This window comes from Rhizobium sullae, from assembly GCF_900169785.1.
GTDB lineage: Bacteria > Pseudomonadota > Alphaproteobacteria > Rhizobiales > Rhizobiaceae > Rhizobium > Rhizobium sullae.
In genome coordinates this window covers 123589-150401 of sequence record NZ_FWER01000012.1, presented here as the reverse complement: position 1 = coordinate 150401, position 26813 = coordinate 123589, and the positions used below count along the sequence as shown (strand labels likewise).

At 61.2% G+C, this 26813-nt stretch carries 23 protein-coding genes and 1 pseudogene; 13 read left to right on the top strand and 11 right to left on the bottom strand.

The genetic code is table 11. The features are described 5' to 3' along the window. The 3 genes from BN1800_RS12910 (at window position 1) to ubiA (ending at window position 2152) form a co-directional block, all read left to right on the top strand. Window positions 1-582, top strand: coding sequence for a histidine phosphatase family protein (locus BN1800_RS12910; RefSeq protein WP_086997992.1), 582 nt, complete (start codon window positions 1-3; stop codon window positions 580-582). A gap of 67 nt (window positions 583-649) precedes the next feature. Further along, a complete protein-coding gene (locus tag BN1800_RS12905; RefSeq protein WP_037140686.1) occupies window positions 650-1135 on the top strand; it encodes a class I SAM-dependent methyltransferase in 486 nt (161 codons plus the stop codon). Window positions 1136-1192: 57 nt separating this feature from the next. Continuing rightward, a complete protein-coding gene (gene ubiA / locus BN1800_RS12900) occupies window positions 1193-2152 on the top strand; it encodes a 4-hydroxybenzoate octaprenyltransferase (RefSeq protein ID WP_086997989.1) in 960 nt (319 codons plus the stop codon). A 133-nt stretch (window positions 2153-2285) separates the two neighbouring features. Here ubiA and BN1800_RS12895 read toward each other — a convergent pair whose 3' ends face one another. Continuing rightward, window positions 2286-2852, bottom strand: a complete 567-nt coding sequence (locus BN1800_RS12895; protein ID WP_027507758.1) for a DUF6101 family protein — start codon at window positions 2850-2852, stop codon at window positions 2286-2288. A gap of 248 nt (window positions 2853-3100) precedes the next feature. Here BN1800_RS12895 and BN1800_RS12890 point away from each other — a divergent pair, with 248 nt between their 5' ends. Beyond that, window positions 3101-5380, top strand: coding sequence for a DUF1217 domain-containing protein (locus BN1800_RS12890; protein WP_425298999.1), 2280 nt, complete (start codon window positions 3101-3103; stop codon window positions 5378-5380). A gap of 12 nt (window positions 5381-5392) precedes the next feature. On the opposite strand, the gene BN1800_RS12885 is transcribed toward BN1800_RS12890, so the two are convergent. From BN1800_RS12885 to BN1800_RS12875, 3 genes are read right to left on the bottom strand one after another with little or no spacing between them, the layout of a single operon-like run. Further along, window positions 5393-6823: an FAD-binding oxidoreductase gene (locus tag BN1800_RS12885; RefSeq protein ID WP_086998118.1), complete on the bottom strand. Its 1431-nt coding sequence runs from the start codon at window positions 6821-6823 to the stop codon at window positions 5393-5395. A 19-nt stretch (window positions 6824-6842) separates the two neighbouring features. Then, window positions 6843-7820 carry an L-threonylcarbamoyladenylate synthase gene (locus BN1800_RS12880; protein WP_027507755.1) on the bottom strand — a complete coding sequence of 326 codons (978 nt, stop codon included), beginning with the start codon at window positions 7818-7820 and terminating at the stop codon, window positions 6843-6845. Between the two features lie 56 nt (window positions 7821-7876). Further along, window positions 7877-8485, bottom strand: a complete 609-nt coding sequence (locus BN1800_RS12875; protein WP_027507754.1) for a DUF6656 family protein — start codon at window positions 8483-8485, stop codon at window positions 7877-7879. A gap of 382 nt (window positions 8486-8867) precedes the next feature. On the opposite strand from BN1800_RS12875, the gene BN1800_RS12870 reads away from it, so the two are divergent. Further along, window positions 8868-10112 carry an aromatic ring-hydroxylating oxygenase subunit alpha gene (locus tag BN1800_RS12870; RefSeq protein WP_086997986.1) on the top strand — a complete coding sequence of 415 codons (1245 nt, stop codon included), beginning with the start codon at window positions 8868-8870 and terminating at the stop codon, window positions 10110-10112. Window positions 10113-10267: 155 nt separating this feature from the next. Then, on the top strand, window positions 10268-10780 hold the full coding sequence (locus BN1800_RS12865) for a BA14K family protein (protein WP_027507752.1): 513 nt from the start codon (window positions 10268-10270) through the stop codon (window positions 10778-10780). Between the two features lie 54 nt (window positions 10781-10834). Here BN1800_RS12865 and BN1800_RS12860 read toward each other — a convergent pair whose 3' ends face one another. Further along, entirely contained in the window at window positions 10835-11830 is a 996-nt protein-coding gene (locus BN1800_RS12860; protein ID WP_027507751.1) for a transporter, read from the bottom strand. A gap of 200 nt (window positions 11831-12030) precedes the next feature. Between BN1800_RS12860 and BN1800_RS12855 the strand changes: the two genes are divergently transcribed. The 3 genes from BN1800_RS12855 to mcpU all read left to right on the top strand — a co-directional run bounded on the left by BN1800_RS12855 (window position 12031) and on the right by mcpU (window position 16870). After that, window positions 12031-13809, top strand: a complete 1779-nt coding sequence (locus tag BN1800_RS12855) for an acyl-CoA dehydrogenase family protein (RefSeq protein ID WP_086997984.1) — start codon at window positions 12031-12033, stop codon at window positions 13807-13809. Window positions 13810-13817: 8 nt separating this feature from the next. Continuing rightward, window positions 13818-14570 carry a crotonase/enoyl-CoA hydratase family protein gene (locus BN1800_RS12850; protein WP_027507749.1) on the top strand — a complete coding sequence of 251 codons (753 nt, stop codon included), beginning with the start codon at window positions 13818-13820 and terminating at the stop codon, window positions 14568-14570. A gap of 206 nt (window positions 14571-14776) precedes the next feature. Further along, window positions 14777-16870, top strand: a complete 2094-nt coding sequence (mcpU, locus tag BN1800_RS12845) for a methyl-accepting chemotaxis protein McpU (RefSeq protein WP_086997981.1) — start codon at window positions 14777-14779, stop codon at window positions 16868-16870. 87 nt (window positions 16871-16957) lie between these two features. On the opposite strand, the gene BN1800_RS12840 is transcribed toward mcpU, so the two are convergent. Further along, entirely contained in the window at window positions 16958-18208 is a 1251-nt protein-coding gene (locus tag BN1800_RS12840; protein ID WP_086997977.1) for a class I SAM-dependent RNA methyltransferase, read from the bottom strand. Continuing rightward, window positions 18205-18951: a TlyA family RNA methyltransferase gene (locus tag BN1800_RS12835; RefSeq protein WP_086997974.1), complete on the bottom strand. Its 747-nt coding sequence runs from the start codon at window positions 18949-18951 to the stop codon at window positions 18205-18207. Before BN1800_RS12835 ends, BN1800_RS12840 begins: the two co-directional genes overlap by 4 nt. Before the next feature lie 303 nt (window positions 18952-19254). On the opposite strand from BN1800_RS12835, the pseudogene BN1800_RS12830 reads away from it, so the two are divergent. Next, window positions 19255-21256: pseudogene (locus BN1800_RS12830) on the top strand (methyl-accepting chemotaxis protein). Window positions 21257-21355: 99 nt separating this feature from the next. On the opposite strand, the gene dxs reads toward BN1800_RS12830, so the two are convergent. Together dxs and BN1800_RS12820 are read right to left on the bottom strand one after the other, a co-directional pair. Further along, complete coding sequence (dxs, locus tag BN1800_RS12825) at window positions 21356-23272, bottom strand: 1-deoxy-D-xylulose-5-phosphate synthase (protein WP_027507744.1); 1917 nt, start codon at window positions 23270-23272, stop codon at window positions 21356-21358. Window positions 23273-23374: 102 nt separating this feature from the next. Then, window positions 23375-24298 (bottom strand): pirin family protein, encoded by a 924-nt coding sequence (locus tag BN1800_RS12820; RefSeq protein WP_086997971.1) that lies wholly within the window; start codon window positions 24296-24298, stop codon window positions 23375-23377. Between the two features lie 113 nt (window positions 24299-24411). Between BN1800_RS12820 and BN1800_RS12815 the strand changes: the two genes are divergently transcribed. Together BN1800_RS12815 and BN1800_RS12810 are read left to right on the top strand one after the other, a co-directional pair. After that, a complete protein-coding gene (locus BN1800_RS12815) occupies window positions 24412-24702 on the top strand; it encodes a toxin-antitoxin system TumE family protein (protein ID WP_027507742.1) in 291 nt (96 codons plus the stop codon). Then, the gene (locus tag BN1800_RS12810) at window positions 24699-25049 is read left to right on the top strand and encodes an HVO_A0114 family putative DNA-binding protein (protein ID WP_086997968.1); all 351 of its coding nucleotides are present in this window, start codon (window positions 24699-24701) and stop codon (window positions 25047-25049) included. The genes BN1800_RS12815 and BN1800_RS12810 overlap by 4 nt, the downstream gene beginning before the upstream one ends. A 3-nt stretch (window positions 25050-25052) precedes the next feature. Here the strand turns inward: BN1800_RS12810 and BN1800_RS12805 are convergent, their stop codons facing one another. Next, window positions 25053-25304 carry an exodeoxyribonuclease VII small subunit gene (locus tag BN1800_RS12805; protein ID WP_027507740.1) on the bottom strand — a complete coding sequence of 84 codons (252 nt, stop codon included), beginning with the start codon at window positions 25302-25304 and terminating at the stop codon, window positions 25053-25055. Between the two features lie 2 nt (window positions 25305-25306). After that, on the bottom strand, window positions 25307-26242 hold the full coding sequence (locus BN1800_RS12800) for a histone deacetylase family protein (protein WP_086997965.1): 936 nt from the start codon (window positions 26240-26242) through the stop codon (window positions 25307-25309). Window positions 26243-26469: 227 nt separating this feature from the next. On the opposite strand from BN1800_RS12800, the gene BN1800_RS12795 reads away from it, so the two are divergent. Continuing rightward, window positions 26470-26811, top strand: coding sequence for a hotdog domain-containing protein (locus tag BN1800_RS12795; protein WP_375714114.1), 342 nt, complete (start codon window positions 26470-26472; stop codon window positions 26809-26811). Window positions 26812-26813: the final 2 nt, after the last annotated feature.

Below are 26813 nucleotides of genomic sequence, written 5' to 3'. Positions count from 1 at the left end.
ATGAGCAGTGCATTCCCCGAAATCCATCTCGTCCGCCACGGTGAAACGGAGTGGTCGCTCTCCGGAAAACATACCGGCAGAACGGATATCCCCCTGACCCCGAACGGCGAGGCGGCCGCCCGCAAACTCGCAGACCGCTTGAAGGGACTGGAGGCTTCCGCGGTCTGGTCGAGCCCCTCACAAAGGGCGAGAAACACCTGTGCTCTTGCCGGGTTCGGTGCAAATGCCATGATAAAGCCCAATCTCGCCGAATGGGACTATGGCGCTTACGAGGGCATCACGACAAAGGAAATCCTTGCGGCCCGACCCGGCTGGCGATTGTTCCGCGACGGATGTCCAGGGGGAGAGATGGCCCCGGATATCGGTGCAAGGGCGGACTGTATCGTCAGCGAAATTCGCGACGCCAACGTGCCGATCTTGATCTTCTCCAGCTCCCATTTCCTCCGCGTGCTTGCCGCCCGCTGGCTCGGCCTGCCGCCGGAAGACGGCTCGCGCTTCGTCCTCGACACTGCAAGTATCAGCACCCTCGGCTATGAGCACGACTTGACCGAGCCGGTCATCCGGCGCTGGAACCAGCGTTAGCAGCGGAGCGGTGTGATTGAACTATTGAATTTAAAGCTTATTTCGAGCTCGAGAACCGGAGCTATCTATGCGAACACGTCTCGACGACTTCATCAGCCGGATTTCCGCGCAGAGGGACATTCTCGATTACATCGCGGAAAAGCAGGCGAGCCTGCCCGATGGACCGATACTGGAAATCGGCCTCGGCAACGGCAGAACCTACAGCCACTTAAGAGTGCGCTTCCCGAATCGGCACATCATTGCATTCGATCGCGAAAACGGCGCCCATGGAAGCTGCCGGCCCGACGATGGCGATGTTGTGCTCGGCGATATCAAGGAAACCTGCCTGAGCTATACCGGCAAAAGGGCAGCTATCGGGCATGCCGATATCGGCACCGGGTATCCGGAGAAGGATGCGGTCATCCGGGAGTGGCTGCCGTCGAGAGTGGTTGCGGTGCTGGCGCCGGGCGGATTGGCGGTAAGCGGCCTGGAATTGATGCATCCTGAACTGGAGGAAATGCCGCTGCCGGCATCCGTCGGGAAAGGCCGCTACTTCCTCTATCGGCGAAGATGAGCGCCTGGTGCCGACTGCGCTATTGACCCGCACCGCGCCCCGTCGCTAGATGGCCGCATGCAACAGATTGGCGGCTTTAACGGGCGCGTCGCCGATGCGCCTTCGGACAATTGGGTTTATCGGATCTTGCCTCCGTGGCTCTGGCCCTATGCGCAGCTGGCGCGCTGGGACAGGCCGATCGGCTGGCAGCTCCTGATGTGGCCCTGCTTCTGGTCGGTGGCGCTTGCCGCGAATGCGGCCGCGGCGCAGGGCCTGTTTTCCGGCTCGCAGATGCTGTTTCACCTGCTTCTCTACTTCATCGGCGCCGTTGCCATGCGTGGGGCAGGGTGTACATACAACGATCTGGTTGATCACGATATCGACATGGAGGTCGCGCGCACACGTTCACGGCCGCTGCCGTCCGGACGCGTTACGCGCACTCAGGCAAAGGTCTTCATGGTGCTGCAGGCGCTGGCAGGCCTGCTGGTGCTTCTCCAGTTCAACTGGTTCGCAGTCATTCTAGGCGTGCTGTCGCTTTGCATCGTCGCGCTCTACCCGTTTGCCAAGCGCTTCACGGACTGGCCGCAGTTTTTCCTTGGCCTCGCCTTTTCCTGGGGCGCACTGATGGGCTGGGCCGGCATATTCGGCACGCTCTCTTTCGCTGCGATTGGGCTCTATCTTTCCTCAGTCGTCTGGACGATCGGCTACGACACGATCTATGCGCATCAGGACAAGGAAGACGACGAACTGATCGGCGTACGTTCGACCGCGCGGCTTTTCGGCGATCAGACGCGGCAGTGGCTGATCGGCCTTTATGGCACAACGCTAGTCCTCATGCTGCTCGCCTTTGTTTTGGCCGGCGCCGGTTTCGCGTCCTATATCGGGCTGTTGATTGCCGCCGGCATGTTCGCCTGGCAGATCGCCAGACTCGATATAAACGACGCCACGCAATGCCTGGCGCTTTTTAAGTCGAACAACCGCGTCGGCCTGATCATCTTTGCGGGACTGTTCGTCTCGGTGCTCTTTTCCCTTCCCTGATTGAAACAAANACAACCGCGTCGGCCTGATCATCTTTGCGGGACTGTTCGTCTCGGTGCTCTTTTCCCTTCCCTGATTGAAACAAAAAACCCGGCGCGAAGCCGGGTTTCAGATTGGGTCACTCGCCGAATTCTTAATTGCGGGCGATAATTTCCTTGCCTTCGATCTTCATCGTCACGCCGAGTTTGCCGATCGTGCGGCGCACTAGGAAGCGCGGACGGCGATTGGCGAAGTAGGAATGGCGGCGGCGTGGCTTCATGTGGCTGGTGCGCAGATCGCCGAGATGATCTTCGAGCGGACGGGCAATGCCGTCGGCCTCCACCATCAGCATCGGAATGCGGAATGCTTCCGACCAGCCCCGCCAGTCGGCGGCGATATCGGAGAGATCATGTGCGACAAGCAGCGGCACGCAGAGGTCCGGGTCTTCATGGTGCAGTTCCAGCGTGACGGTCACTTCGCCGTCGCCATGGTCGATCGCCCGGGCCGCAACGCCTTTGAAGGCGCGCTTCGGCAGGGCGATGGAAAGCGGCAGACCGCTGGAGGGAAGGATCTTGCGGAGGATGGCGCCGCGTTCATCGATCGTTATGCTGACGTCACTTGTGGAGTCGTGGATGGCGTAGCTGACCTGCTGGGGAAAGCGCGACGGATCGAGACGCAGTGTCGTTCCAGCCCAAGCGGGCTTCATAACGGTGTTGTTCATGTTCATTTCTACCCTTGTCTTACCTGAGAGCCGGTTTCCGGTCTTCTCCTCGGGGCTTTTTCGCCCTCTATGCCTCGACAATAGGCGGGGCCTCTTCCGGACCACTTAAAATTTGCGGTTAAGAAAACTTTGCCTTCCCTGATGGTTATCAAAAACCAATGTGGCAGGGTTTCCGGACCATGAACGGATCGGCGAGGGCGGTCGCGTCAAAGCGGGACAGCGTCAGGTAAGTCTCAGGTAAGCTTTCCATGGCAAAATACGCGCAGGATCCCGCATTGTTCTTTCAGGTTTTGCTGTTTAAGGGCGCATTCATGATTTCCGCCTCCGTTGCCTACGCGATCATAAGTCGCGACCCGAAGACGAGTCTTGATCGCATTGCTTCGCAGGCAACGATCAAAAGGGACGCCGAATATTACGCCGCCAATATCAACAAGGTGAAGGACGTCGACGACTTCCTCGGCGACTACAAGCTCTATAGCTATGCGATGCAGGCCTATGGCCTTGACGACATGACCTATGCCAAGGCCTTCATGAAGAAGGTGCTGGAAAGCGACCTGACCGATCCCGACAGTTTCGCCAACAAGCTTTCGGATCAGCGCTACAAAACTTTTGCTGCGGCGTTCAATTTTAGCACCGGTACGGCCAAGGATGCGCAGACGGACGCTCAGGAAACTGACCTTCTCGACAAGTATAATGCGTCCTTTACCGATCAGGAAAAGCAGGCGATCAAGGATACCGACTATTACAGTGCGGCGATCGCCAATGTGCAGTCTGTCGATGATCTCATCAATAACACGCGGCTGCGGACCTATGTGCTGGAGACGTTCGGCATTGATACGACCTACGCGTCCAAGCAGTTTCTGCGCGATGTGCTGACGAGCGATCTCAACGATCCGAACAGCGTGGTGAACCTTCAGGGCGGCGAGAAATACCAGGCGCTTGCGGCGCAGTTCAATTTCAATGCCGATGGCACGGTGAATGGCTCGGCCCAGACGGCGACCCAGAAAAATACGGTCATGGAGCAGTACAATCTGAATTCGTCGACCGTCATTGTCGACAACGACGTGTTTCCGGATATCGTCTATACGACGAAGGCCGCCGCCGACTACAACAAGACCTATTACGAATCCAAGATCAAGACGGTCACCAATGTCGACAGCCTCATCGCCGACGAGCGCCTGACTGACTACATCAGGGCCGCTTACAGTCTTGGCCCGAGCAGCTTCGGCACGGACTTGAGCGATGCGGCCTTGAGGCAAATCCTTGTCGATCCGGCCTATGCCAATACGATGGGCGCCACGGCTGTCTATCAGGCATTCGCCTTCGAGGCTGATGGAAGCGTCCTCGGGACCGATGGCCCGCAATCGGACTCCCTGATCCAGGCGACTTCCGTAAATTACATGGCCCGTTACGACGACGAGGCGAAAGCGGCCATCGAGGAAATCGTCGCCAACTACAAGACACGTATGTCCGATACCAGGACGCTGAACAATTTCTCCGACGTCGACAGCGTCAACGATTTCCTGAACAACAACAAGACCGGCGATCTAGACAAGACGAACGACGATCTGCCCGACCTCTATCAGGTTGCGCTTCAGGCTTTCGGCTTGACGGAGGCGGAGCTGCCGAAATCCGTCATGCGCAAGCTGCTGGCAAGCGATCCTTACGACCCCGAGGGCTATGTCGCATCCTTCAAAGACGACCGCATAACCCGATTGGCAAGGGCCTTCAATTTCGATAGCGAAGGTAACGCGTCAATCCAGCTGCAGGCACTGTCACCCGCGGCGATGGCCAAGTATGCGACGAGCTATAAGTCGCATGTAATCATGCTGATGAAGGACGGTCCCCTGAAGGATAAGGCATCCAAGGATGCGACCGAGGAAGTCGACTATTTCGCCAAGACCATGGAATCGGTGCAGTCCCTCGATGATTTCCTGGAGGACGACCGGTTGACCGGTCTGATTCTCAAATCCGTCGGTCTCGATCCCAAGGATTACGACGAAGAGACGCTGAAGAAGATATTCACGTCCGATCCCGACAATGCAAAGAGCTATCTGAACACCAAGGCTGACTCGAAATTCAAGAACATCGTCGCCGACTTTAACTTCGACACAGCTGGCGATCTCACGCGCGCCAAGCTGGGCACCGTTCAGGATCAAGGTGCGCTCGATCGCACCCAAGATGCCTATCTGCGGCAGACGCTCGAGACGCAGGAAGGCGAGACGAACGATGGAACCCGCCTCGCACTTTACTTCGCCCGCAAGGCGCCAGACATCACCTCGCTCTACTCCATCCTGGGCGACAAGGCGCTTTTCCAGGTCGTCACCACCGCCTACAACCTGCCAAGCCAGATATCGAGCATGGATGTCACCAAGCAGGTCGATCTGCTGAAGCGTTTCGTCGACCTAGAGGACCTGTCTGACTCGAAGAAGGTCGACAAGCTGGTGAAGCGTTTCACGGCGATGTACGATATTCAGAATGTCACGACGCAATCGCCGGCACTGCAGATTCTGACCGGTGGCGGCTAAGTCGCCACGTTTTTACTCCACATTGACCACTTTCCCCGGGTTCATGATGTTCGCCGGATCGAAGACGCGCTTGATGCGGCGCATCAGATCGATCTCGATGGCGGGGCGGATCGCGGCAAGTTCGTCGCGCTTCAGCTGGCCGATGCCGTGCTCTGCCGAGATCGAGCCGCCGTGAGAGAGCACGATGCCGTGCACGATCTCGTTCATCTCATGCCAGCGGGCAATGAAGGCGTCCTTGTCGGCGCCTACCGGCTGGGAAATGTTGTAGTGAATATTGCCGTCGCCCATGTGGCCGAACCCGCAGATGCGAGCACCGGGCATTACCGCCATGACGGCATCGCCGGCCTCCTGCATGAAATGCGGGATCTTCGAGACCGGCACGGAGACATCGTGCTTGATCGAGCCGCCTTCTGGCTTCTGGGCTTCCGACATGCTCTCGCGCATGTGCCAGAGCGCCTTCTGCTGCGCGACGGAGGAGGCAATCGCCGCGTCCTGCACGAGTCCGGCTTCAAACCCCTGTTCAAGCAGCGCATTCATCATCCGCTCGGCGGTCTCGGCTGAATCCGAGGTCGAGATGTCGATCAGCACATACCACGGGTAAGCCGTTTCCAGCGGATCGCGCACGCCCTCGATATGCTTGGCGGTGATCTCGACGCCGAAACGCGGCATCAGTTCGAAGCCGGTCAACGAGGTGCCGCAGAGGCTGCCCGCGAGATTGAAGAGGGCAAGCGCCTCCTCCACTGAGTTGACCCCTGCGAAGGCGACCTGATGGCCAAGTGGCTGCGGGTAAAGCTTGAGGACGGCACCGGTGATGATGCCGAGCGTGCCTTCGGCGCCGATGAAGAGATCGCGAAGATCGTAGCCGGTGTTATCCTTCTTCAGGCGGCGCAGGCCGTCCCAGATTTCGCCGGTTGGCAGCACGACTTCGAGGCCGAGGCAGAGCTGGCGCATGTTGCCGTATGCCAGCACCGCCGTTCCGCCAGCATTCGTCGAGAGATTACCGCCAATCCGGCAGGAGCCTTCGGCACCGAGCGAAAGAGGGAAAAGCTTTCCATGCGCCTCGGCCGTCTTCTGCACGTCGGCAAGGATCGCGCCGCCGTCGGCAACCAGCACGTTCGCCACCGGATCGACGTCGCGGATCCTGTTCATGCGTTCGAGCGAGATGATGATGTCCGACTTGCCCTCACGCGGCGTCTGGCCGCCGACAAGGCCGGTATTGCCGGTCTGCGGCACGACCGCCGTGCCGGTTTCCGTCGCAAGCTTCAGGATCGCCGAAACTTCCTCGACGTTCGCCGGCTTGAGCAGGAGAGGGGAGGAACCGTGATAAAGCCCGCGGTTCTCGATCAGGTGCGGCGCAAGCTCGGCCTCGCTGCGCAGCGCGTATTTCTCGCCGACGATGGCGGCGAAGCGGTCAAGAAGTTCGGGGGAGACGGCAGCGCTCATCGAGCTCATTCCTTCCTGGTTATTCGTCACGCGGCCCGGCAGCGCGCCGCAAACGGTCGTTGATCGCTTCGCCAAGACCCTCGTCCGGTATCGGCGAAAAGGCGATCGTTGCTGCGCCGCTGGCATCGGCCTTTTTCATGTAGTCGAAAAGATTGGCTGCCGCCTCGGCCAGATCGCCGCGGGGGCTGAGGTTGAGCACTATGGCGGCTTCGCTGGCACCCACGACATCGGTAGAGCCAAAGGCAATCAGGGCCTCGTCGCGTGTGACGGCTCCGGCATCGAGACGGACGTTGGCACCCGGCGCATAATGCGAGGCAAGCATGCCGGGAGCCTCGATCGCCGCTGATGCCTTTCCGGCGCGCCGCAGCCGCTTGCCGGCGACGCGTTCGATCTCGGAAGCCGGAAGCCCGCCGGGCCGCAGAAGCTTCAACTCGCCGTCCTCCACCTTGACGATGGTGGATTCGACGCCCACGGTGCTGGCGCCGGCATCGATGATGAGCTTGATCTTGCTGCCGAGATCGGCGTCGACATGCGCGGCGCTGGTGGCGCTGATCCTGCCGGATGTGTTGGCGCTGGGCGCTGCGAGCGGCTTGCCGAAGGCGCGGATCAGATCGCCCGCAAATCCCTTCGGCACGCGGATGCCGACCGTATCCAGACCGGCGGTTGCCAGCGCATGGATATGGCTATCCGCCTTCAAGGGCAGGACGAGCGTCAGCGGCCCCGGCCAGAAGGCTTCCGCCAACGCGCGCGAAACCGGATCGAACTCCGCATAGTCCTCTGCCATCGCAAGGTCGCTCATATGGCAGATCAGCGGATTGAAGCGCGGCCGTCCCTTGGTCTCGTAGATACGGGTTATCGCCGCCGCATTGGTGGCATCGGCGGCAAGGCCGTAGACGGTCTCGGTCGGGATGGCGACCGGAAAACCTTCCGAAAGCACGGCGGCCGCCATTTGCAGCGCTTCATCTCGATGTTCTGCGATGTCGATTATACGTGCCATATACCGCCCGTTGTTTCCAGGCAGTCCCATAGGCCTTTGAAAGCTTTCGATCAATATCAGAGCTGGCGGATGATTTCGCGAAGCTGTTCGTTGCGCGCGCCGAGCAGAAGCACGTTCCTGATGGCCACCTGCGGATCGTCGGTTCTGAAGAGCACGCCGTTGCCGCGAATGGAGCGGTCGATCGTCATTTTCTCCGGCGTATGTTCGCCCGGCTTGATCGCGACGGCGAAATACATGCGGGAATATTTGATATCGATGTGATGGAAGAAATTGTCGTTGTCGCCGATGTCTGCATAGAAGTTGGCGATGTAGAAGGCCCAACTGACGTCCTCGTAGCGGTCGAACTTTGTGCGGGCGGCCGTGACATGGCAGTAGCCGAGATGCGGGCTGTCGGCGAGCGTGCGGTGAAACACCATCTTGGGAAACTGGATCGTGCGGTGGAAGCCGTTGATCTGCTGATGCGCCTTGATGCCTGCCGTTTGCAGCTTCCGGCCGGTTTTCTCGCTTACTTCCTTATGCGTCAGATAGCGGCGTTCTTCGGCGAGCCAGTGCGCCCGATCGCGAGTGATCTTGCCGGTGCGGAGAAATTCGGAATGCGGTGCGGCAGGTCTCTTGTCCTGTGGCCTGGCATCTTCTTTGGCGTCGAAATAGCGAAGTTTCGCCATGGCTCGCATTCCATCTGCTTTGTTCGATAAGGGAAGAATAGAAGTTTATGCTTAATGGCCTGTTAAACCCGTCTCTTGCGCATGATGGCGGGCGCCCGTAGCGAAAGGGCGTCGCAGATGCGATAATGCGCTGGAGGGCGGTTGATTCCGCCGTCATATTTGAACTTTTCGGATGTCGCATTTGAAGGCTTCGCGGCGGGGATGCCGAAAATCATCTTGCCTCGCCGCGCTGTCGTCAATTTCGAAGCCGATGTCGCATTACAACCAAGCCGCAATCATGGCCGGTGTTTAAATGGCGCCATGATAATTCTCCCGCACGGAGAAGAAGCGGGCGCCTCCATCCCGCCTTCGCGGCGGCGGCCTATGGCACGAGGATAAGCAGATGGATATTCGCAGCAACGTTTTGCGGCAGCTCAGGAACCGGCGCGCAGGCTTCAGCCTTGAGCAGCCTTTCTATATCGACGAAGATTACTTCAAGCTCGATATGGAGATGATCTACTATCGAGACTGGCTGTTCATGGGCCACGATTGCGAACTGCCGAAGCCGGGCGCCTATTTCACCGTTCAGATCGGCCAGTATCCGGTTGTCATCGTCCGTGGCCGCGACAACGTCATCCGTGCCTTCCACAACAGCTGCCGCCATCGCGGCTCGCGCGTCTGCACCAAGGAGCACGGCTCGTCGGTCCGTCTCGTCTGTCCCTATCACCAGTGGACGTATGACCTCGACGGCAAGCTCGCCTTTGCCCGCCACATGGGGGATGATTTCGACAAGAGCGGCTACAGCCTGAAGCCCGTGCATTGCGAGAGCTTCGCGGGCTACATCTTCATCTGCCTGGCTGACACGGCGCCGGACTTCCAGCCGGTTCGCGACATGGTCAGCCCCTATATGCTTCCCCACCGTCTCAGCGAAGGCAAGGTCGCCTTCCAAAGCACCATTATCGAGAAGGGCAACTGGAAGCTCGTCTGGGAAAACAATCGCGAGTGCTACCACTGCGCCGCCAACCATCCCGAACTCTGCCGCACCTATCCGGAAGCCCCGAGCGTCACGGGTACGGACGGAGGTGCCGACGATCCGGAAATCGCCGGTCATTGGGCGCGCTGCGAGGCGGCGGGCCTTCCGAGCAAGTTCCAGATCTCGCCCGACGGCCAGTTCCGCACGGCCCGCATGCCGCTGATCGAGGATGCCGAAAGCTACACCATGTCCGGCCGCCCGGCCGTCAAGCGCAAGCTGTCCGAGGACGTCACAATCGACCGCATCGGCGCCATGCTGCTCTTCCACTATCCGACGACATGGAACCACCTGCTCGGCGACCACGCGATCACCTTCCGCGTGCTGCCGCTCAGCGCCAACGAAACAGCCGTCACGACGAAGTGGATCGTGCACAAGGACGCCGTCGAGGGCGTGGACTACAATCTCGAGGAACTGACGCACGTCTGGACGGAAACCAACGACCAGGATCGCCGCATCGTCGAGGAAAATGCCTTCGGCATTCACTCGCCGGCCTATGAGCCCGGTCCCTATTCGATGCTCCACGAAGGGGGCGTCATGCAGTTCCTCGAATGGTATTCGAACTTCATGGTGAACCGCCTCCAGGGCGACCAGGCGCAGCTTTCCGTCGTTGCCTGATTTTTCCCGTTCTGCGGAAAATGAACCGGTTAATCCCCGGTTCATTTGCACTCCAGTAGAAATCCGATTCATGCCGAACGGAGCGTGTTGGGAAAGTGTTCCGCACCTCTGCGTTACCGGTGAGGCCAGATTCGCGCTTGGGATTGGAGAATACAATGAATGGGCTCAGTAAGAAGATTGCGAGTGCCGTCTTTTCCGCCGTTGTCGTCCTGACGAGCTTCGTGCCGTCGCAGGCCATTCAGATGCCGGCAGCACCGCAGATCGAAAAATCGGACGTGCAGAACGTCCAGTACCGCCGCTACTATCCGCCGGGCTATCGCCCCATTTACCGTCCGGGCTATCGTCCCGGATACTACCCCGGTTACCGCCCCGCATATCGCCCGGCCTATCGTCCAGGTTGGTATGGTGGCTATCGCGGCTACCCTTACTACCGCCGCGGCTATCGCGAGTATAACGGCTACTGGTACCCTCTGGCTGCCTTCGGCGCCGGCGCGATCATCGGCGGCGCTATCGCTTCCCAGCCGCGCTACGTTGCCCCGCCGGCCTACAGCGGCGGCGGTGGCCATGTTGCCTGGTGCGCAAACCGCTACCGTTCATACCGCGCTTATGACAATACGTTCCAGCCCTATAACGGCCCGCGCCAGCAGTGCTACTCGCCTTATAACTGAGCTCGGCGTACCTTTGGATCGATCAGCCCGGCAGCGATGCCGGGCTTTTTCGTTTCAAAGAATATTGACACGCTTAAGGAGCCACCAGGCGAGCAGTACCGAAGCGACGATCAACGCGCCCGCATATGCCGTACCGCTGGCCCCTTCGGCGAAGGGGAGATTGGTGGTATTCATGCCGAAGAAGCCGGTCACCAGCGTTGGCGGCAGCAGGAAGGCGGTCATCAGCGACAGGATATAGAGGTGGCGATTGGTCTCGGAGGACTGCTTCGAGTCGATTTCCTCGTGCAGCAAGCGCGCGCGCTCCTGCAGCGCATAGATATCGTGGTCGACCGCCTCCAGCCTGCTCGTCAGCCTGCCGGCGATGTCCTCGAAGCCGAAGGGCATCTCGTCCTCGTCGGAGGCCGAGGCGCGCCGCATGAGCGTCAGCACGTTCCTGAGGTGCCGATGAAGCCGCACGATCGTGCGCCGTGCCGGCGCCAGCCGCCGTCGTTCGTCGCGAGAAACGTTGTCATAGACGAAGTCTTCGATGAGATTCAACTCTTCGGTGAGTTCCATCACGACGGCAATCAGCGTACGCTGGAACTCGATCACCAGTAGCTCGAAAAGGTCGACCGGCCGGGAGAATTTTGCCGAGTTCTTTTCGATCATCGCGCGTGCCCGCTCGAGGCTGCGTAGCGGCTGTAGCCGCGTGGTGATAATGAAGCGATCGGAGATCGCGAAATGCAGCCAGCCGAGATCGGCGGTGTCTTGGTCGAATTCGCGCTGGCAATCGATCAGCGTGCCGAAGAGCATCTGTTCGTCGACGGTGATCGCGGCATGTGTATCCCGCGTCGTCAGAGCCGCCTTGGCATCCTCGGAAAGGCCGTCCAGCGTATCGAGCAAGGCGGGAACTCGCGCATCGGCGAGGTTGAGATGCAGCCAGTAAAACCCTTCGCCGGACAGCAGCTCGGCCGGAAAGGCGCTGTTCTGCAGGCGTACCGCCTTGCCGCTTCCTGCCGGGAAGCTGTAGGCCCAAACGAGGCCTGGTATATTGGCGGGCAATGTGTCCATCGGTCGCGATCCTTTCGATGCGATCAGTCTTCGTAGAGATTCTCCATGACGGTTGTTTGTGCAAGTGCGAAGGTCCGTAAACGGCAAAATATCGCCAAATGCAGGAACACGGATTCCAAATTGACGTTTACGTAAAAATCAATTAGCTCTTCCACCGGAGGCGCGGAACCATGGTTCCGTTTGAGATGCGAGGAGATGATATGTACAAGGCGCCCGTCGAGGACATCGCGTTCACCCTGAAACATGTCGCAGGACTGAGCGACGCGATCGATAAGGGCCTGTTTGGCGATCTCGGCGAAGATCTCGTCGATGCGATCCTGAGCGAGGCCGGCCGTTTCGCAACGGAAGAGGTTGCTCCGCTGGCGGAGATCGGCGACAGCCAGGGGGCTCGTCTCGTCGATGGCAACGTGAAGACCCCGGACGGCTGGGCAAAGCTCTATCAGGACTGGATCGCCGGCGGCTGGAACGGTCTTTCGGCCCCCGAGGAATATGGCGGCCAGGGCCTGCCCAACATGCTGAACGTTGCCGCGCTTGAGATGTGGAATTCCGGTGCGACCGCCTTCGCGCTCTGCCCGACGCTGACCATGGGAGCGATCGAGGCGCTGAGCGCTCACGGCAGTGAGGAGCTTCGGAGCAAATATCTGCCGAAGCTCGTCTCCGGCGAGTGGACCGCAACGATGAACCTCACCGAGCCGCATGCGGGTTCCGACGTCGGCGGCCTGAAGAGCCGCGCTGAGCGGCGCGTCGACGGCACCTACCGCCTGTTCGGCCAGAAGATATTCATCACCTGGGGCGAGCACGACGCGACCGATAACATTATCCACCTCGTTCTTGCCCGCTTGCCGGATGCACCGGCCGGCACGCGCGGCATTTCACTGTTCCTTGTGCCGAAATTCCTCGTCAACAGTGATGGTTTGCCCGGACGCCGCAACGATCTCTTCTGCCATTCACTGGAACACAAGATGGGCATCCACGGCTCGCCCACCTGCACGATGATCTACGGTGACGGCAGGTTCGGCGAGGAGAAAGGTGCGGTCGGCTGGCTCGTCGGCGAGGAGAACAAGGGCCTCAACTGCATGTTCACGATGATGAACAATGCCCGCCTGACGGTCGGCATGCAGGGTGTCGCGATCGCCGAAGCCGCAACGCAGAAGGCACTCGCCTATGCCAAGGAGCGCACGCAGGGCAGGGCACCTGGCTGGACCGGCAGCGGCATGAGCCCGATCATCGAGCATCCGGACGTCGCCCGCATGCTGTTAACGATGAAGGCGCTGACGCAGGGCTCACGCGCCATTTCCTACGTCTGCGCCCACGCGATCGACATGTCGCATCGCGCGAGTGGAGACAAGCAGCACTGGCAGGAGCGCGCTGCGCTTCTGACGCCGATCGCCAAATCCTTCTCGACCGATGCCGGCGTAGATGTCTCCTCGCTCGGCATCCAGGTTCATGGTGGCATGGGCTTCATTGAGGAAACAGGCGCCGCCCGCTTCCTGCGTGACGCCCGCATCGCGCCGATTTACGAGGGCACCAACGGCATCCAGGCGATCGACCTCGTCACCCGCAAGCTGCCGCTTTCGAATGGCGGCCAAGTCAAGGGTTTCATCGCCGAGCTTCGCGATACCGCCGATCAGGTGCGCCGTTCCAACCTCGATAGCTTCGGCGAAACAGCGTCGCGGCTTGATGCGGCCATCGCCGATCTGGAACAGGCAACTGGCTGGCTGCTGAAGGCGCAGGCGGACGGCAAACTGGCAGAAGCCCTTTCCGGCGCGACACCCTACCAGCGCCTCTTCGGCCTTGTCCTGACCGGCTGCTATCTCGCCAAGGGCGGGCTTGCCGGGGTGTCTGACGGCGCGGGCGAAAGCCGCATTGCCCTTTGCCGCTTCGCCGCAGAAAATCTACTGCCGGAAACCGCGGCGTTGAGGGATAGCGTCGTCAACGGCGCAGCAAGCCTCGCCGCTGCCCGCATTGCTCTTGCCTGAGGATCATCATGTCCGATCACATCGTCGTCGAACAATCCGCCGACCATCCCGGCGTCCAGATCATTCGCTTCAACCGTCCGGAAAAGAAAAACGCGATCACCCGCGCCATGTATGTGCGGATGACGGAAGCGCTGAAGGCCGCGAACGAGGACAGTGCCGTCCGCGCGACGGTCTTCCTCGGCACAGAAGGCGCCTTTTCGGCGGGCAACGATATTGCTGATTTCCTTGCGGCCGCGATGGGCGGCAGCCTCGGCCATGAGCTTCTCGATTTCCTTTATGCGCTCGTCAATGCCGAAAAGCCGCTGATCTCCGGCGTCGATGGGCTGGCGATTGGCATCGGCACGACGATGCACATGCATTGCGATCTGACGATCGCCTCCGACCGCAGCCAGTTCCGCACGCCCTTCGTCGATCTGGCGCTCGTGCCCGAAGCCGCCTCCAGTCTGCTTGCACCGCGTATCATGGGTCATCAGCGCGCTTTCGCGCTTCTCGCTGCCGGCGAAGCCTTCTCGGCGGGGGAGGCTAAGGACGCAGGATTGCTCTGGAAAGTCTGTGCCGCGCCTGACGTCGAATCTCTCACACTTGCAGCTGCCGCAAAACTCGCTGCCAAGCCGCCGGAGGCCTTGAAGATCGCCCGCAATCTCATCCGCGGCGATCGTGGGGAAATCATCGAGCGCATCGATGATGAGGCCCGGCATTTTGCCGCACAGTTGAAGAGCGCGGAAGCCCGTGCTGCCTTCGAGGCCTTCATGCGCCGGTGATGCCGAAGCAAGGATATCTGCTAAATTTTAAGCCTGTTTTAAGCAACCCCTAATAATCAGGGGGTGACGAGTTGATTCCATTCGGTCGTCCGGGCGCATGAGGCGCTTTGCGCAGCCTTGTCTCCATGAGCCCTCTACCCGTTCAGCGCTCCCGCCCGCATGCCTGCGCGCCGGCGGGACGGCAGTCGATCCGAAAGGAACCTATCTTGAAAAAGAAAACGAATTTGATGACGCGCATCCTTGTCGCCGCGTCCGCCGTCGTTCTCGCGGCCTTTGCCGCCTTTTCCTATTACATCAATTCGGTCCAGCGCAGTGTCACGACGGCCTCGATCGAAGCGAATATCCAGTCTTCCGGCGAGCAGGCCGCACGCAGCCTTGCCAACTGGATGAACGGCCGCGTCACGCTGACTGCCATGGTCGCAAACGCCTCCGCCAAGGCTGCCGACCGCGCCGGTGTCGTCAGCGTATTGCAGAATGACGTCCTGACGAAGCAGTTCGTCAGCACCTACCTGGGCGATGAGCAGGGCGTGTTCACCTCCTGGCCGGACCTGCCGCTCCCGGCGGACTACGATCCGCGCAAGCGCCCGTGGTATCAGGACGCGGTCAAAGCCGGCGCGCCTGTGCTGACCGAGCCCTATACCGACGCCTCGAGCGGTGATCTCATCATCAGCGCCGCCGTTCCGGTCAAGCGCGACGGCAAGCTGGCCGGCGTCGTTGGCAGCGATTTCTCGCTCGATACCATGGTGAAGATGATCAAGGAGATCGATCTCGGCGGCCAAGGCATGGCTTTCCTGGTCAACAAGAGCGGCCAGATTCTCATCCATCCGGATGCCAAGCTCGTTACCAAGACGCTTGCCGATACCTTCCCGAATGCAACGCCGTCGATCGGTTCCGGCCTGATCGAGAGCGAATTCGACGGCAAGCCGGTTCTCATCAGCTTCCTGCCGGTCGATGGCCTCCCGACAGTTCAGTGGCATCTCGGCTTCGTCGTCGACAGCGACAAGGCCTTCGCGTCTCTGGACGAGTTCCGTATCGCCGCGACCATCGCCACGCTTCTTGCCGTTGGTCTGATGATCGCCGCCATGGCATGGCTGCTGCACGGCCTCGTGATCCGTCCGGTCACCGCTATGACGGCTGCGATGCAGAAGCTGGCCGCTGGCGATCTCTCCGCCACCATTCCCGGCGAGGAGCGCCGCGACCAGATCGGTTCGATGGCCGAAGCGGTTGCCGTTTTCAAGAATAATGCGATCGATCGCGAGCGTCTGGAAGGCGAGGCCGAGACCGGCCGTGCGCTGACTGAGCGCGAGCGTCAGGACCGGGAAGTGCAGAAAGCGCGCGAGGCAACGGAAATCCGCACCGCCGTCGATGCGCTGGCTGGAGCACTCGGTGCGCTTTCGGAGGGCAATCTCGCCCACCGTATCGAAACGCCGTTCGCCGCACATCTCGACCGTCTCCGCAGCGACTACAACACGGCCGTCGGCAAGCTGCACGCAGCGCTGCAGACGGTCGGCCACAACGCACATGCGATCGACGCCGGTGCCTCGGAAATCCGCACGGCCGCCGATGGCCTTGCCCGCCGCACCGAGCAGCAGGCCGCTTCGGTCGAAGAGACCGCTGCGGCTCTCGAGGAGATCACGACGACCGTCAAGGACACCGCCCGCCGCGCCGAGGAAGCCGGCAATCTCGTCAACCGCACGCGCGCCGGCGCCGAAGAGTCCGGCGAGATCGTCCGCAAGGCAGTCGTCGCGATGAACGGGATCGCGCAGTCATCCGAGCAGATTTCCAGCATCATCAGCGTCATCGACGACATCGCCTTCCAGACCAACCTTCTGGCACTCAATGCCGGTGTCGAGGCCGCGCGTGCCGGCGAGGCAGGCAAGGGCTTTGCCGTCGTCGCGCAGGAAGTCCGCGAACTGGCGCAGCGTTCCGCCAAGGCGGCAAAGGAGATCGAGAGCCTGATCACCGCCTCGAATTCCCAGGTTCGCTCCGGCGTAACGCTGGTCGGCGATACCGGCAAGGCGCTGGAGGCGATCGTTCTGCAGGTGCAGGAAATCAGCCGTCATGTCGGCGCAATCGTCACCGCCACTCGCGAACAATCGACCGGCCTTCACGAGATCAATACAGCCGTCAACACGATGGATCAGGGCACGCAGCAGAACGCCGCAATGGTCGAAGAGCAGACGGCAGCAAGCCACGGTCTCGCAACGGAGGCCGCAAAGCTGATGCAGCTTCTGGCGCAGTTCAACCTGCAGTCCGGGGGACGCGCAACGACGGCTTTGGCCAGCCGCCGCGCTGCTTGATCCTGACGCTTCAAACCAGAAGGTGCCCGCGCTCGCCGCGGGCATTTTTGTTTGCGCGCTCGATCGCAATGGCCGAGCGGCCAGCGTCTATTTTTCCAGCGTCGCCACCACCTCGACATGCGAGGTCCAGAGAAACTGGTCGATCGGCGTGACGCCGGTGATCCGGTACCCGCCCTCGATGAGTATGGCGAGATCGCGCGCCAGTGTCACCGGATTGCAGCTGACGGCGGCAATCTTCTTCGCTGCCGAGCGAGCGAGCTCCTGGCACTGCAGTTCCGCTCCGGCCCGCGGCGGATCGAAGACCACCGCGTCATAGACTTTCAGCTCGGACGTCATCAGCGGGCGGCGGAAGAGATCGCGCTTCTCGACGCTGACCGGCTTCAGGCCTTGCGTCCTGCGCGCTGCCTGGTCGAGTGCGGAAAGGGCTTTCTCGTCGCCTTCAACGGCATGGACGCGTCCGATCCGGGCAAGCCGAAGGGAAAAGGTGCCGGCGCCTGCAAAGAGGTCGGCGATGCGCTTTGCCTTGCCCACATGGGCAAGTACCAGATCGGCCATCGCCTCTTCGGCTGGCTTCGTCGCCTGCGTGAAGCCGCCAGCCGGCGGCGAGACCTGCACGCCACCGAAATCGACGGTCGGCTTGGACGGCTCGACCAGGATTTCGCCGTTCACCGAAACGCGCGCGATGCCGCGAAGGCCAAGCACGGTTTCGATCGCTTTGCGCCGCTGCGGGTCCGGCAGCTTCTGGATCCCGTCGACGGCGAGATCGAGCCCGGACAGTGTCTCAAGAACTGAAATGCGGAAGGCTTCGGCGCTGGTCGCAAGTGTCGCGCCAATCGCCTTGATCGCCGGCAACCGCGCGAGGATCGCTGCCGACGAGATGGGACATTCCTCGATCGCAACGATGTGGTGGCTTTCGGCTTGGTTGAAACCGATCAACATATCCTTCTCGGTCTTGCGTGCCGCAAAGACGACGCGCCGCCGCTCGCCGGGATGCGCCGCGACGAGCTCGCCTACCTCGGCCGATATGCCTTTCGATTTCAGCGCATCGAGCACCAGTTGCCGCTTGAAGGCCCGGTAGGACTGATCGACCATGTGTTGCAGCGTGCAGCCGCCGCAGGTCCCGTTGACACCGTCCGGGCCAAAATGGCGGCAGGGCGGCTCCTGCCGGTCGGGCGAAGGCTTGGCGATCGACATGATCGTGCCATGGTTCTTGACGCGCGCGATCGCCACGCGTTCGCCAGGCAGCGAGAAAGGCACGTAGATCGGGCCGTCCGCGCCGTCGGCAATCCCGTCGCCCTGGGCGCCGAGCTTTAGGATCGTTATTGTTTCGGTGCTCACGGCTTCGTTCCTGCGAGTAGAAATTCCTGGTTGCCGTCGCCGCCAGCGATCGGCGAGGCGATGAGCCCGAGACTCTTCCAGCCCATGTCTTTGGCGAACCAGCGCCCGAGCTCGTCGGCAACCGCACGCGCGGAGGAGGGGTCCTTCAACAGGCCGCCCTTGCCGATCGCTTCGCGCCCGGCCTCGAATTGTGGCTTTATCAGCAGCGCAGCAACCGCGCCGGGCTCGGCGATTTGCAACGCAGGCGCCACCGCCAGCTTAAGCGAAATGAACGAAACGTCCGAGACGACGAAGGTGATCGGCCGGCCAATTTCCTCTGCCTTTAGGTTTCGGGCGTTCAGCCCCTCGATATTCCTGACCCGCGGGTCGCTTGCGATGCGCGGGTGCATCTGCCCGTGACCGACGTCGATGGCGGTCACATGCACTGCACCGCGCTCCAGCAGCACTTCCGTGAAGCCGCCCGTCGAAGCGCCGACGTCGAGACAGTGGTGGCCCGCCGGATCGAGATGGAAATGATCGAGCGCCGCAATGAGTTTGAGCGCGGCACGGGAGACATAATCCTGTGCAGGATCATCGATCTCGATTACGGCATCGCCGGCAAAGAGCGCGCCCGGCTTGGTGACGACAGCGCCGCTAACCTTCACGGTGCCGCGGCTTACGGCATCGCGTGCCCGTGAGCGGCTGGCAAAAAGGCCGAGGCTGACGAGAAGCTGGTCGAGGCGCTGGGTGTTCTGATTAGACATTGGCTGTCCATGACCGGCAAAGCCGCTGCTTGCAAGCCTTTTGTTGCCGTGGCCGTGCTGACCGCGGGGTCTGCCAACGGCCGCACATAACGGCACCCCAATTTTTATGCAGCGCGGATTAAACAAATTTAAAGCCCGCCCACGTAGCTTTGCCGCGATTGCAGCGGTCCACCCGGCCGTTTCCTGCCATGATGGCATCATAACCTCCACCTGCAGATCATGTTCAGATTCATTCGCTGTGCCGCTGCGTCCCGCGCGGCCCGCTTCGCCGTTTTTGTCAGGAGTTGACCGGTGTTCGCCAACATGTCCTTGAAGGGAAAGCTTGCCGCAACATTTGCCGCGCTGATCCTCATCTTCGTTTCCGTCTCAGCCTATGTGTACAGCAAGGCAAGCGCCTCAGCCGCTGCCGCCGCCGAACAGGAGAAATCGCAGCTTCTCGTCGATCACATCGACGATGCGCTGCAGGCGATGCTGGAGCAGGCCGTCAACCTGCGCGGCTTCATCCTCTTCCGCAGCGATAGCACCTATGGCGATCTCTTCGCCAATCGCGAGCGGATGCTGAAGGCGATTGCCGCCGCCAAGCAGACGGCTGCAGGCGAGGTGGAATTGGTCGGAATGATCGACGGCATGCAGAAGGCCGCCGATCTCTATTTCCACGAACTTGCCGAACCGCAGGCCANAATTGGTCGGAATGATCGACGGCATGCAGAAGGCCGCCGATCTCTATTTCCACGAACTTGCCGAACCGCAGGCCAAGGCCCGCAAGGAAACCGAGACGCCGATCGCTGACGTCGTCAAGATCGGTGTGAACGCCACCAAGGGACAGCTCGACGGTTTCCGTCAGGCCTCGGCCAAGATCAAGGCAGTCGCCCGAGAAAAGTCGGCGGCCTTTGCTGCATCCCAGCTCGACGCCAACGAGGATCTGACCTTTACCCTGATTGCGGGCGGCATCGCCGCATCGCTCGCCGCAGCCGTGCTGGCATGGCTTCTATCACGCACCATTGCACAGCCGATCGTCGGCATGACTGCGGCCATGGGCCGCTTGGCGGCTGGCCATAACGATATCGACGTGCCCGCGCTCGACCGCGGCGATGAAGTCGGCCTGATGGCAAAATCAGTGCTCGTCTTCAAGGAAGCCGCGATCGAAAAGCAGCGCCTTTCCGGCGAGACGGACCGCATGCGCGACGAGGCCGAACGCCAGCGCCAGCTCTCCGACCAGGAGAAGGCCCGCGAGGCGGCCGAAATTCGCATCGTGATCGAGGGCCTCGCAAGCGGTCTTTCGAACCTTGCCAACGGCGATGTCGCAAGCCGCATTGCAGCGCAGTTCTCCGCTCAGTTCGACAGCCTGCGAAACGACTTCAACCATGCGGCCGAGAAGCTTCAGTCGGCGCTGCAAGCGGTCGGCCGCAACGCTTCCGCGATCAATGCTGGCGCCGGTGAGATCCGCTCTGCCGCCGACGATCTCGCTCGCCGGACCGAGCAGCAGGCCGCTGCCGTCGAGGAAACTGCCGCGGCACTTGAGCAGGTTACGACGACCGTCCGCGACAGCGCCAAGCGCGCCGAAGATGTCGGCCATCTGGTCGAGCGTGCGCGTCTCGGCGCCGAGCGCTCCGGCGATGTCGTCCGCAAGGCCGTCACCGCCATGCAGCAGATCGAGAGATCGTCGAGCGAGATCAGCAACATCATCGGCGTCATCGACGACATCGCGTTCCAGACGAACCTGCTCGCGCTCAACGCAGGCGTCGAGGCCGCCCGCGCCGGCGATGCTGGCAAGGGCTTTGCCGTCGTCGCCCAGGAAGTGCGTGAACTGGCTCAGCGCTCCGCCAACGCGGCGAAGGAGATCAAGGCGCTGATCAATACCTCCGGCAATCACGTCAACACCGGCGTCTCGCTTGTCGATGAAACCGGCAAGGCGCTCGCCGAGATCGTGAGCGAGGTCCAGGAGATCAACCGCCACATCGGTGCGATCGTCACGGCAACGCGCGAACAGTCAATCGGCCTGCAGGAGATCAATACCGCCGTCAACAACATGGACCAGGGAACGCAGCAGAATGCCGCTATGGTTGAAGAGCAGACGGCAGCAAGCCACTCGCTCGCCCAAGAAGCCCACGCGCTGGACGCCCTGCTGCAACAGTTCAAGCTCGGCCAGACAGCACCTGCGGCCACGCCCCGTACAGTTGCCGCACAATCCGGCGCCCGCCCTGTCGCATCGCCTGCTCGCGCGCTGACCAGCAAGCTCGCCAGCGCCTTCGGCGGCAAGGCGGCAACCGCCGCGGCCGTCCAGGACGATTGGACGGAATTCTGATTGGCTTCCCGTCTCCAGGCGGGAGAAAGTAGCTAAAGGGTCGGATGAGGGCAGTGCGGTGTATGCTGCACTGCCCTTTGCCTTTCTTAGCGCTTGCCGTCAGCCCGCAACGCCCACGGCGGCGCCGTGGCCGAGCGTGCGGAAGACGGTCGATACGATGCCAGCGCGGTCGAGGCCGGCATGGGCGTTCATCACCTCGGGTTTTGCCTGCTCCATCCACATGTCGGGCATGGTGAGCGAGCGGACCTTCAGGCCGCTTTCGAGCAGCCCTTCGGTCGCGAGGAAATGCAGCACATGACTGCCGAAGCCGCCGATGGCGCCTTCTTCGACGGTGATCAGCATTTCGTGGTGGCGGGCGAGCTGGCGGATCAGGTCATGATCCAGAGGCTTGGCGAAGCGCGAATCGGCAACCGTGGTCGAAAGGCCGGCGGCTTCAAGGTCTTCCGCGGCAAGCAGGCAATCGGCAAGCCGCGAGCCGAAGGAGAGCAGCGCAACCTTGGTGCCCTCCCTGACGATGCGGCCCTTGCCGATCTGCAGGATTTCGCCGCGCGCGGGCATCTCGACCCCCACGCCTTCGCCGCGCGGGTAGCGGAAGGAAATCGGGCCTTCGTCATAAGCCGCTGCCGTGCGCACCATATGCTTCAGCTCCGCCTCGTCGGCCGCAGCCATGACGACGAAACCGGGAAGTGTCGCAAGGAAAGTCGTGTCGAACGATCCCGCATGCGTCGGGCCGTCGGCGCCGACGAAGCCGGCGCGGTCGATCGGGAAACGGACCGGCAGGCCCTGGATTGCGACATCATGGACGACCTGGTCGTAGGCGCGCTGCAGGAAGGTAGAGTAAATCGCTGCAAAGGGTTTGTACCCCTCGGTGGCAAGGCCGGCGGCGAACGTGACGGCATGCTGCTCGGCAATGCCGACATCGAAACAGCGGGCAGGGAAGACCTCGGCGAGCTTGTCCAGGCCCGTGCCGTTCGGCATGGCCGCCGTGATGCCGACGATCTTTTCGTCGAGCGTCGCCTCCTGCACCAGCGCTTCGGCGAAGACGCTCGTATAGCTCGGCGCATTCGGTTTCACCTTGGCCTGCGCCCCGGTGATGACGTCGAACTTGTTGACCCCGTGATACTTGTCGGCTGCTGCTTCGGCGGGCGGATAACCCTTGCCCTTCTGCGTGACGACGTGGATCAGGACCGGACCTTCGGCGTTGTCGCGCACATTGCGCAGCACGGGCAGCAGATGCTCGAAGGAATGGCCGTCGATCGGGCCAATATGGTAAAAGCCCATTTCCTCGAACATCGTCCCGCCGGTCACATAACCGCGCGCATGTTCGACGGCGCGGGTGAGCGCCCGGTCGACCTTCTCGCCGAGATAGGCAGTCAGCTTCTTGCCGAAATCGCGGAAGCCCATATACGTCCGCCCCGAGGCGAGGCGGGCGAGATAGGCGCTCATTGCCCCCGTCGGCGGGGCGATCGACATGTCGTTGTCGTTGAGGATGACGATCAGCCGCGCATCGAGTGCGCCGGCATTGTTCAGCGCTTCGTAAGCCATGCCGGCCGACATGGCGCCGTCGCCGATGACGGCAATCACGCGCCGGTCGGTGTTGCTGAGTTCTGCGGCAACCGCCATGCCGAGGCCGGCGGAGATCGAGGTCGAGGAGTGCGCCGCCCCGAAGGGATCGTATTCGCTCTCCGCGCGCCGTGTGAAGCCCGAGAGGCCGCCTTCCTGGCGCAGTGTGCGGATGCGCTCGCGACGGCCCGTGAGGATCTTGTGCGGATAACATTGGTGGCCGACGTCGAAGATCAGCCGGTCCTCGGGCGTATCGAAGACGCTGTGGATGGCGATTGTCAGCTCGACGACGCCCAAGCCTGCGCCAAGATGGCCACCCGTGCGCGAGACCGCATCGATCATCTCATCCCGGACTTCGCGCGCAAGCTGCGGCAGGTCGCGATCCTCGAGCTTGCGCAGGTCGGCGGGATATTTGACCTGGTCGAGCAGCGGGGTTTTCGGCTGATGTGTCACGGGCGGGAGCTCTTTCTTATGGTTCTTGGCTTTGCTTATTCGACTAGATTGCGGCAAAACAAGTGCATTTCAAGAACCGCAACCCCATAATTCTAAAGGAGTTCATTCTTCAGGCAAAGGCACGAATTCCTCTTCGTCCCCCGGTACGATATCGAAGCGGCCGGTGCGCCATTCCTCTTTCGCCTTCTCGATCCGCTCCTTGGAGGAGGAAACGAAATTCCACCAGATGTAGCGCCTGGAGTTGAGGGCCGCACCCCCGAAAAGCATCAGATGACAGCCCGCAGGGCCTGCTTCGAGCGTGATCGCGTCGCCTGGCCGGAAGACGAGCAGCTGGTCTGCGGCAAAACGGTCGCCGGCAATGACGACCTCGCCCGAAAGCACATAGACCGCGCGCTCTTCATGAGCCGCGCCGAAGGGGAACCTCGCACCCGGTTCAATATCGAGGTCGGCATAGAGCGTGTCCGAAAACACCTTGACCGGCGCCGTCATGCCTTCGAAGGAGCCGATGACGACGCGCCCTCTCACGCCACGTTCATCGATCAGCGGCATCTCGCTTTTCTCAGTATGGACAAAAGAAGGGTCGATTTCCTCCTTGTCGTCCGGCAGTGCCAGCCAGGTCTGCAGCCCCGACATCAGCAGCGGGTGGCCACGCAGATTGTCGGGCGTGCGCTCCGAATGCACGATGCCGCGCCCGGCCGTCATCAGGTTGATGTCACCGGGGCGAATGATCTTTTCGGTGCCGAGGCTGTCCAGATGCCGGATTTCGCCATCGAAGAGATAAGTGACCGTCGAAAGACCGATATGCGGATGCGGCTTCACATCGAGCGCCTCGCCGGGCTTCAGGATCGCCGGACCCATCCGGTCGAAGAAGATGAACGGCCCGACCAGCCGCCGCTGCCGCGTCGGAAGCGCGCGCCGCACCTGAAAACCGCCGATGTCGCTGGTCCGCGGGATGATCAGATTCTCGATGGCGTCGCAGGCGAAGGCGTCACCAGGCAGTGGGTCTTTACCGGGGAAGAAGGACATGGCGGTTCTCCGAAGGGGACTGCAAGGGCGAAACTAGCGGCAATGACCATTCACGGATAGCAAAAACTTTATGTCGATTGACGACATATGGCGGACGATGTCATAATGTACCTATGAAGGCTGAGCGCGTCGTTTGCGAACGGATCGTTTTTGGCGACGGCGCGATCATCGATATCAAGGTGTGGCGTGTGCCGGCGCAAATGCCAGGCTCCAAGCACTTTTTGAAGTATTTGCTTTTCTACGGAAAGCCCGCGTTGCGTTTGATTTGCTATGACAATGAGCGGGGCAAGGGCGATCACCGGCACTACGATCAGCACGAAGAACGCTATGGATTTATCTCGATCGAGCAGATGCTCGCAGATTTCCGGAGCGACGTGGAAAAGCTGAGAGGAGAACGGATATGAGCAAGGATATAGAACTGCATATCGGCTCCTCCTTTGAGGATGTCGCAAGGCGCGTCACTGATGCCTGGCACAAGGCCGAGATGGGCGCACCTGTCACTGAGGATCATCTTACCTTCGTCGGGTGGGAGGCTTTCTCGCGAACTATGACTGCAAAGCGGCTTGAACTTCTCCGCCATCTGCACCGCAATCCTCAGACGAGCATTTCCGCTTTGGCGAAAAGCCTGAAGCGCGATTATCGCCGCGTCCACGAAGATGTGGAAATCCTCTCGGAGGCAGGCCTTATCAAACGGGATCATGATGGTCTGCGAGCAGGCTACGACGAAATCAGGACTATAATCGCTCTCTAGGCCTCACGCCCCGTCCAGCGGTTCCGTGCCCTGCGGTTTTCCGGCGCGGTCGAGCCTGATCTTCTCGATGCGGTTCTCGGCGGCCGAAAGCAGCGTCTCGCAGTGTTTCTTCAGCGCTTCGCCGCGCTCGTAGATCTCGATGGATTCATCGAGCGCCACGTCGCCGCGCTCGAGGCGGGCCACGATGCTTTCGAGTTCGGCAACCGCTGCTTCGAAGGAAAGACCGGAAACCTCCGGTTTGGCGCTGTCAGTCATACTCAACCCTTCATCAATCGAAGCACATGCAGGCCCGCCGATTCGGCAAGCCCTTCCAGATCATAGCCACCTTCCAGCAGGCTGACGACCCGGTTGGAGGCGCTTTTGTCGGCTATATCCAGCAATCTTCCGGTCGCCCAGTCGAAATCCTCGCCGACGAGATTGATCTGCGCCAAGGGATCGCGGTGATGCGCGTCGAAACCGGCGGAGATAATGATGAGATCCGGCCGGAAATCGACAAGGGCCGGCAGCACGCGCGATTTGAATGCCTCGCGGAAATGATCGCTGCCCACGTTCGGCGAAAGCGGTGCGTTGACGATCGTGCCGTGCTTGCCGCTTTCGTCCTTCGCTCCTGATCCCGGATAAAGCGGCATCTGATGCGTCGAGCAGAAGAGCACGGACGCGTCGTCCCAGAAGATGTCCTGCGTGCCGTTGCCATGGTGTACGTCCCAATCGACGATCGCCACACGCTCGGCGCCGTGGCGTTTCTGCGCATGCCGGGCGGCGATCGCCGCGTTGTTGAAGAAGCAGAAGCCCATCGCCGTCGTCTTTTCCGCATGGTGGCCGGGCGGGCGGGCGGCGACGAAGACGTTATCGGCCTTGCCTGTGAAGACGTCGTCCACAGCAGCCATGGCCGCACCGACGCCAGTCAGCGCCGCCTGTAGGCTCTTCGGGCTCGCATAGGTATCGGCCTCGATTTGGTTGATCTCGCCGTCCCCTTCGGGAATCTGGCGCATGACGGCGCGCAGATGCTCTTCCGGGTGGGCAAGCAGCACGGCGTCCTCGCTTGCCTGCGGCGCTTGCTTCCGATCCAGCTGCTCGAAATTCGGATGGCCGAGTGCAACATTGATCGCCCGCATCCGGTCCGAGCGCTCGGGATGGCCTGCCGGCGTGACGTGCTCGAGAAAGATCGGGTGTTCGTAAAGGCGGGTGCTCATGCGGATACTCTTATCGCTTGCCCCAGTCATGTTCCACACCAGATGGCGCAAATAGCGGCAATTTCAACACGCACGCTGTCGTGAGCCCGTCATCTCCACCGTTTACTTCGGCTTGCATTGCGCTAGTCTTTCAGCCAGGGAGCAAGGGAGCAAGGACAGGGATGCTGACGGCAAAGTCAACCGGCTCAAATGGAGCGGAAATACGTGTCCCGTTTCGAGATGTGGACATGCACGGCGAGATGTTTATCTCGTCCTATATTTCCTATGCCGAATCCGTACTTGCAAATTTCTGGCTGACCCGGCCGGAAGTGGAAGGCGAGCCCATTTATACTGCAAGCAAGATTTCGTGCATCCTACACCGGCCCTTGCATTACGACGAACTGGTGGAATTCACCACCGCGGTCGACAAGATCGGAGTCCGATCCGTCGGCTTCCTGATTGCAGTCGAGGCGGAAGGTGAACGCGCCGCCGAGGTCGAAATCATCTGGCAGGCGCGCAACCGCGAAGACCTCTCGCCTGCCGCGCTCCCCGAAGTGACGCGCGACTGGCTCTACACTTTCGTTGATTAGCC

Coding starts and splice junctions, on each gene's coding strand:
- BN1800_RS12910 (WP_086997992.1), top strand. CDS start 1: ATGAGCAGTGCATTCCCCGAAATCCATCTCGTCCGCCACGGTGAAACG.
- BN1800_RS12905 (WP_037140686.1), top strand. CDS start 650: ATGCGAACACGTCTCGACGACTTCATCAGCCGGATTTCCGCGCAGAGG.
- ubiA (WP_086997989.1), top strand. CDS start 1,193: ATGCAACAGATTGGCGGCTTTAACGGGCGCGTCGCCGATGCGCCTTCG.
- BN1800_RS12895 (WP_027507758.1), bottom strand. CDS start 2,852: ATGAACAACACCGTTATGAAGCCCGCTTGGGCTGGAACGACACTGCGT.
- BN1800_RS12890 (WP_425298999.1), top strand. CDS start 3,101: ATGGCAAAATACGCGCAGGATCCCGCATTGTTCTTTCAGGTTTTGCTG.
- BN1800_RS12885 (WP_086998118.1), bottom strand. CDS start 6,823: ATGAGCGCTGCCGTCTCCCCCGAACTTCTTGACCGCTTCGCCGCCATC.
- BN1800_RS12880 (WP_027507755.1), bottom strand. CDS start 7,820: ATGGCACGTATAATCGACATCGCAGAACATCGAGATGAAGCGCTGCAA.
- BN1800_RS12875 (WP_027507754.1), bottom strand. CDS start 8,485: ATGGCGAAACTTCGCTATTTCGACGCCAAAGAAGATGCCAGGCCACAG.
- BN1800_RS12870 (WP_086997986.1), top strand. CDS start 8,868: ATGGATATTCGCAGCAACGTTTTGCGGCAGCTCAGGAACCGGCGCGCA.
- BN1800_RS12865 (WP_027507752.1), top strand. CDS start 10,268: ATGAATGGGCTCAGTAAGAAGATTGCGAGTGCCGTCTTTTCCGCCGTT.
- BN1800_RS12860 (WP_027507751.1), bottom strand. CDS start 11,830: ATGGACACATTGCCCGCCAATATACCAGGCCTCGTTTGGGCCTACAGC.
- BN1800_RS12855 (WP_086997984.1), top strand. CDS start 12,031: ATGTACAAGGCGCCCGTCGAGGACATCGCGTTCACCCTGAAACATGTC.
- BN1800_RS12850 (WP_027507749.1), top strand. CDS start 13,818: ATGTCCGATCACATCGTCGTCGAACAATCCGCCGACCATCCCGGCGTC.
- BN1800_RS12835 (WP_086997974.1), bottom strand. CDS start 18,951: ATGTCTAATCAGAACACCCAGCGCCTCGACCAGCTTCTCGTCAGCCTC.
- BN1800_RS12820 (WP_086997971.1), bottom strand. CDS start 24,298: ATGTCCTTCTTCCCCGGTAAAGACCCACTGCCTGGTGACGCCTTCGCC.
- BN1800_RS12815 (WP_027507742.1), top strand. CDS start 24,412: ATGAAGGCTGAGCGCGTCGTTTGCGAACGGATCGTTTTTGGCGACGGC.
- BN1800_RS12810 (WP_086997968.1), top strand. CDS start 24,699: ATGAGCAAGGATATAGAACTGCATATCGGCTCCTCCTTTGAGGATGTC.
- BN1800_RS12805 (WP_027507740.1), bottom strand. CDS start 25,304: ATGACTGACAGCGCCAAACCGGAGGTTTCCGGTCTTTCCTTCGAAGCA.
- BN1800_RS12800 (WP_086997965.1), bottom strand. CDS start 26,242: ATGAGCACCCGCCTTTACGAACACCCGATCTTTCTCGAGCACGTCACG.
- BN1800_RS12795 (WP_375714114.1), top strand. CDS start 26,470: ATGCACGGCGAGATGTTTATCTCGTCCTATATTTCCTATGCCGAATCC.